Origin of the sequence: Methanocrinis sp., assembly GCF_049974945.1 — an archaeon.
Taxonomy (GTDB): domain Archaea; phylum Halobacteriota; class Methanosarcinia; order Methanotrichales; family Methanotrichaceae; genus Methanocrinis.
In genome coordinates this window covers 1-5,720 of sequence record NZ_JBNGCU010000097.1, presented here as the reverse complement: position 1 = coordinate 5,720, position 5,720 = coordinate 1, and the positions used below count along the sequence as shown (strand labels likewise).

At 56.6% G+C, this 5,720-nt stretch carries 5 protein-coding genes; 1 reads left to right on the top strand and 4 read right to left on the bottom strand.

Going from position 1 to position 5,720, the window contains the following annotated elements; genetic code table 11:
* Positions 1-217: 217 nt before the first annotated feature.
* The 3 genes from ACP5EL_RS08695 to ACP5EL_RS08685 all read right to left on the bottom strand — a co-directional run bounded on the left by ACP5EL_RS08695 (position 218) and on the right by ACP5EL_RS08685 (position 4,002).
* On the bottom strand, positions 218-811 hold the full coding sequence (locus tag ACP5EL_RS08695; protein ID WP_428402116.1) for a hypothetical protein: 594 nt from the start codon (positions 809-811) through the stop codon (positions 218-220).
* Between the two features lie 369 nt (positions 812-1,180).
* Positions 1,181-2,014, bottom strand: coding sequence for a UDP-2,3-diacylglucosamine diphosphatase (locus tag ACP5EL_RS08690; protein WP_428402115.1), 834 nt, complete (start codon positions 2,012-2,014; stop codon positions 1,181-1,183).
* Between the two features lie 53 nt (positions 2,015-2,067).
* On the bottom strand, positions 2,068-4,002 hold the full coding sequence (locus ACP5EL_RS08685) for an alpha-amylase family glycosyl hydrolase (RefSeq protein WP_428402114.1): 1,935 nt from the start codon (positions 4,000-4,002) through the stop codon (positions 2,068-2,070).
* 307 nt (positions 4,003-4,309) lie between these two features.
* Between ACP5EL_RS08685 and ACP5EL_RS08680 the strand changes: the two genes are divergently transcribed.
* Complete coding sequence (locus ACP5EL_RS08680) at positions 4,310-5,248, top strand: nucleoside recognition protein (RefSeq protein ID WP_428402113.1); 939 nt, start codon at positions 4,310-4,312, stop codon at positions 5,246-5,248.
* Between the two features lie 52 nt (positions 5,249-5,300).
* Here the strand turns inward: ACP5EL_RS08680 and ACP5EL_RS08675 are convergent, their stop codons facing one another.
* Positions 5,301-5,717, bottom strand: coding sequence for a secondary thiamine-phosphate synthase enzyme YjbQ (locus ACP5EL_RS08675; RefSeq protein WP_428402117.1), 417 nt, complete (start codon positions 5,715-5,717; stop codon positions 5,301-5,303).
* Between the last annotated feature and the right edge of the window lie 3 nt (positions 5,718-5,720).

Sequence of the window (5,720 nt, the reverse complement as noted above, 5' to 3'; positions counted from 1 at the left end):
TTACATAATTTTGAAATTGTTATTTTGAAAAACCAGCTAACGGGGCACTATTCAATGCGATCTTTTGGCTTAACCGATGACCAATGGAATAGGCGCTCGAACGAAAAAAAGAGGGATCTGAAACGACGCCGCCCAGATGGAGATCAATGCATCACGTATTAAGATCACCTGCCACCCCCGCCTTCGAAGATGAAAGGGGAGAGGGGCGAGAGATGTATCAGATCGACATTCTGACATCGTTTATGCTCACGAAGTAGAAGGGGTACTGGGTGTCCATGTAGACCACGTCCCCTCGATCGTAGATTGCGTACCCTCCGTTGTTGATGTTTCCGTTGGCGTTGAAGAAGCTGAGCATCCCGGGAAGGGTTGAGGTCTTGAGGCCGTTATCCGAATCAGTATCGTTGACCCTGCTCCCCGCTGAAAACCCCTTGTAATTGGTGATCCGGACGTCGTTGGAGTTTATCTCGCCCGGCACCACGTTGAGGTATATCGGGTCCTCCAGGTTGTAGGCCCCGTCCCCTCCCGCGTCCAGGAACCTCAGCTCAGCCCTGGGCGTGGTGGCGGTCCCAAACTTCATCAGATGTTTTCCTATGTCGTTGTCGGCCTTAGCCACCTGAGATCCCGCAGGAAGCTCGCCGAAAGGGGTCAGGCGGATGTCGTTTTCGCTGACTACATCGTCGTTGGGATTTACATTTATGTAGACCACATCTTCCCGGTCGAAGACGCCGACGATCCCCCCGTCCCAGAAGGCGAACTCAGGACCCATATAAAACGGGCTGAGGGCCACCGACAGGTCTACATCGTTCCACATAACCTTTGATCCATAATGCAGTTCATCATTGGCCGATGAGGCAGAAATGGAAACCAAGGCCAAAACCAGCATCATAGCTGCTTTGCCGAAAGGAAGATATCTCATCATGAGTCACCCCACATCAGTTCATATTACTCCCCTTTAAGTTAAAGAGTACCTTTCTCTGATATCACATATAAATATTGCTAAGATGATACGCACAATCTCAAGGGCAACAGTTGCCGATAGACGCTGAGAAAAAAGAGATAAAGGGACCAAAATAGTCCGAGCTGGCCGAAAATCTCAAACCTCCTCACGGATTCCGACCAGAAGTCCTCCTGAATCTCCGGCCATAATTTGATGAGATCTTCTCCTCAGATCCCCCCTACCTCACCTCCAAACCGCGGGCGTCACCGTCCCGTCCTGGATCAGCATATAATTGTACTCTTTACAGGGACTCTTCTTCCAGGAGCCGACGTTTGCAACCCTGTGCTGCTCGTCGACGAAGGGCATGTGAGTGTGGCCAAAGATCAGATACTCGTCGATCCACATCCCCAGATAAACCGCTCTGGACTTGGATTTGGCGAGGTTGTCTATGGTTAGGACCGCTTCATGACGGCCACGGAGCCTATCTTCCGGCCCCTCCATCATGGACTTCAGGGCGCCGCGCAGATCGTGGGGAACCCTCCGGAGGTCGTCGATGACGGACTTCGAGCTCTGGATCATGTCCCAGAGTTCGCTGGCGGCGTTCCCGGTGTCGTCGCCGGCAAGACAGAGGTTCTCTGCAAAGCATTTGTAAGCGGTCAAAGACTTGTAGTAGGGGTTGGCGAGGACCTCCAGCTGGTAGCCGTGGGTGAAGAAGAACTTCTCCCCGCCGTCCTGAAGCCTGATGCACTCAGCGACGTTCTCGAAGGGGAAATCCCTGGCCAGCGTCTCTTTGAGCTTCAGCATATAATAGTCGTGATTGCCGACGACGTAATAGACCTTCACGTCGTCCTTGAAGCCCGTGAGCACCGAGACGACGTCCTCCATCTCCATCAGCGCCTTTGCGAAGTCGCGCCTCCAGAAGTCGATCAGATCACCGAGGATGACCAGATCTCCGCCGTCGCTCAAGATGTTCCCCTCCAGGTGGGTGAGAAACTCCCGAAACTCCTGGTCGTCTCTCTCCACCTTTCGGTCTTCCCGCCTTTCTGTCAGATGGACGTCAGATACTACAACAATCATAAAGATCCCAGGAGTTTATGGTAGCCCAACATATTTAAATTCTCCCCAAAGACTCAGACTCGGACCGTCCAGACCCTTCCGTAGTTGCTGGGAACGACAAAGGAGGTCCTGGCACCGCCGACGACGTCTTCGAGGTCGCCCAGACCGTGAAGCTCCTCTCTGTAGTCTCCGCTGAAGGGGAACTGGAACTCCACCTGCTGATCCTGATCTGTGAAGTTGAGGGCCACCAGGCTGAAGCGGCTCTCGTCCTCCCTGGAGAAGACCAAGACGCCCTTTGACTGGTAGCGGCCGGGATCGTTGTAGAAGATATGTCTTCCTCTTTGGAACTGGGGCTGGCGGCGCATCTTGATCAGCCTCCGGACGAGGGAGATCATCCTCCTTCCGACGGGATCATAGAAGTAGTCCCAGCGGACCGGCCTGAAGATCACCACCCTACCCATCCCTTTCTCGGGTATGCAGTAGTTCTCCCCGAACTCCTGCCCCTGCCAGAGCATCGGAACCCCTTTGGCGGCGAAGATCCCGATCAGGTAGGGTTGGACCTTGTACCAGAGGCCCCTGTCGCCGTCCTTCAAGACCAGAAGGTCAGACTCCAAAGCTCCGCAGAGGTCCCTGTTCCCCTCTCTCAGACTCCTCAGTCTCGCGTCAATCCCGGGGGGGAGGGTGCCGAAGTTGCAGACCAGACGGGAGTGGTCGTGGTTCTCCAGGTACTGCAGAGCAGTCTTCTTTATCGTCTCGCCGTTGGCCTCGACCTCGGCCGGGTAGTCCATGAGGCCGAGCCTGAAACCGAGGGCGGTCAGCTCGTCCATCTCTCCCCGAGAGACCTTTTTGACCGCGTCGAGGGTCTCGTTCTGCCAGGTGCAGTTGCTGTAGGTCTCGCGCAGGATCTCCTTGGGGCCTTCGAGCTGCTCTGCACACTGGATGATGTTCGTCGAGTCGCCGTCAAAGAACCTCTGCCAGTGGTCGGAAGACCCCCTCTTCGAGCTGACCATCTTGTAGGTCTCGTAGACGAGGGCGGCATAACCCCCGCCCACGGGGCCGTCCCAGTAGTTGGGGACGCAGTCGTACCTGAACCCGTCAACGTGGTAGACGTCAAGCCAGTGGTGATTGACGGAGAAGAAGAAGTCTTGGGTGAACCTTCGGTTGAAGTCGGTGCTCTGGCCGAAGTAATTCTTCGCGAAGGGGCCCATGAAGGGGTTCTCCTGGTACTCGAGCTTTTTGTAGAGGTAGCTGTAGGCGAAGAGGTCGCTGGTGTGGCCGTAGACCACGTCCAGGATCACCGCGATCCCCCTCTGGTGGGCCTGGTCGATGAACCTCTGCATATCTCCCCTCTTTCCGAACCTCTCGTCCACCCCGAAGTAGCCGATCGGCAGGAATCCCCAATCCACCTCGTTGGAGACGTTCGAGACCGGCATCACCTCGATGCAGTTTATGCCCAGGTCGCGGAGGTAGTCGAGCCTATCGATGGCCTCGTCTATGCCCCCTCCAAACTCGTTTATCATCAGCTCGTAGACGACCAGCTCGTCGAGGGACGGCGTCTTCCAAGCCACCTCGTTATCGTCCCATTCGTGCTTGTAAAGCCTCTTGTACCCCTTGGTGATCGCCGAGAGCTTGCCGACCCCAAACTCTCTTGAGAAGGGATCGATGATCCAGTCGATCGGCCCTTTGAGGCGCGGGCATTCCAGATAGTACCTGTAGACGTATCTGCCGTCGTCTCCCCAGTGAGAGTCTGGATGGCGATCTTTGGAGTCCGGGTCGATCACCACCTCCGCCGACCAGAGAGCACCATAATCGGGGTCCTCCGACTGATTCATCTCGAACTTCATCGGCTGTACGTCCTGGATGAACTGGTCTTTCTCGTGAATTATCTTGACGAAGATCCGGTTTCCGTGCTCGGCGAAGACCCAGGGCAGCAAGACTCCGAAGTCGATCACCTCTGGAGACGTCTCTCTGGTCCTGGCACCCAGCTTATCTAACGGCAAAAGTTTCATCTCTCACCCCTCCCAACCCCTATCTTCATGGACGAACCTTCGTCCTGGCCCTGCCTGGCGGATAACCGACAGACAACAACCTCGCCAGGTCTTCAGAGCTCGAAATCGACCTTCTATCGTCTCGTCGAGCTCTGTCACCATCGATCTCTCCGGCGTCTTCTCCGCCGGTCAGTCTTCATTTATTAGACCATTTCATACATAAGTAAGTTTTCATATATTGGGACTGTCCTTCGACAAAAAAAATCGGGATGAGTTCAGGGCACCCTCCTGGAATAGGTTGATCTATCGGGAGGCGAACCTTCATCTGATGATCGACCTCATCCTCAGGGTTCTGGAGTTCGCAGCTCCGATACTGGCCATGATGGCCTTCGGACTATTCGGCGCTGGCGTCCTGACGGAGTTGGGGCTTATGCGGAGCCTGGCCAGGATAGCAAGGCCGATCTTCTCCTTCACCAGGCTTCCCGACGCCTGCGCCTCCGCCTTCGTCGTATCCCTGGGGTCGGCGGTGGCGGCCAACGGGATGGTGGCGAGGTTCAGGGACGAGGGTTGCCTCGAAGAGAAGGAGGTGGTCCTCTGTGCCGTCATGAACAGCATACCCGTCTACGTCAGGGAGCTTTTCACCTACCAGATACCGATCGTCATTCCGGCCCTGGGCCTTGTGGTGGGGGGGTTTTACGCCCTGGTCTTCATAATCACAGCCCTCGTCAAGATCTCGGTGGTGGTGGTCCTGAGCAGGCTCTTTCTCGATGAGGGGTCCTGCCGGGTGCCCGAGAAGACTCAACAGGGGAGGGTCTCCCTCAAGGAGGCTGTGATCAGAGCTTTCCGGCGAGAGAGGAGACTCTTCTTCAAGATCGCCGCCATCTACATCACCATGACCACCCTCGTATTCGCCCTCAGAGATCGGGAGGCCTTCGAGGCCTTCAGCGTTCTGCCGTTGGCGGAGCTCTTCGGCATCCCCCCCGAGAGCATCGTACCCCTCACCACCTATGTCGCCAGCCCCATCGTGGGGATATCCCTCCTCGGACCGATGATCGCGAGCGACGGGATCTCACATATCCAGGCCATGATCGTCCTGATGCTGGGAAGCATGTTCATGCTCCCCTTCTTCGCCGCGAGAAGCCTTCTTCCCCGATACATCGGGCTCTTCGGCCCGCGCCTAGGGGTGGGGATCGTCGTCTTCTCGACAGGAATGAGCATCCTGGTCAGGTTCTCGATCCTCGTGATCCTGCTCGTCTTCGGCCGATGAAGTCCTCAGCGTCTTATCGCAGGTCCTGATGATGCCCGGGCCGCCGAGGGCTTCATTCTCCCATGATCTGGACGACGACCCTCCGATAGCGTGGTCGATTGTCCAGGTCCAGAAAGACGATCTGCTGCCAGGTGCCGAGCATCAGCTTCCTTTCGGAGAAGGGGACGGCGAGGCTCGGGCCGATCATCGAGGCCCGGATGTGGGAGTGGCCGTTGCCGTCGCCCCACCTCTGGTTGTGGGCGTACTCGATCTTTTGGGGGGCGATCCTCTCCAGGGCATCTTTCATATCGGCCATCAGGCCCGGCTCGTACTCGATGGTGGTGACGGCTCCGGTGGCGCCGGAGGCGAAGACGACGGCAACTCCGGCCTCAAGACCCGACCTCTCTAAGGCTCTCGCCACCTTCGCGGTCAGGTCGGTCATCTCGGCGTTTCCTTTTGTCTGAAAGTCGACGTGTTCGGTCACGATCAAGGG

Bases quoted from the DNA above. Each gene is read 5' to 3' on its own strand.
- ACP5EL_RS08680 (WP_428402113.1), top strand. From the start codon at position 4,310: ATGATCGACCTCATCCTCAGGGTTCTGGAGTTCGCAGCTCCGATACTG.
- ACP5EL_RS08690 (WP_428402115.1), bottom strand. From the start codon at position 2,014: ATGATTGTTGTAGTATCTGACGTCCATCTGACAGAAAGGCGGGAAGAC.
- ACP5EL_RS08695 (WP_428402116.1), bottom strand. From the start codon at position 811: ATGTGGAACGATGTAGACCTGTCGGTGGCCCTCAGCCCGTTTTATATG.
- ACP5EL_RS08685 (WP_428402114.1), bottom strand. From the start codon at position 4,002: ATGAAACTTTTGCCGTTAGATAAGCTGGGTGCCAGGACCAGAGAGACG.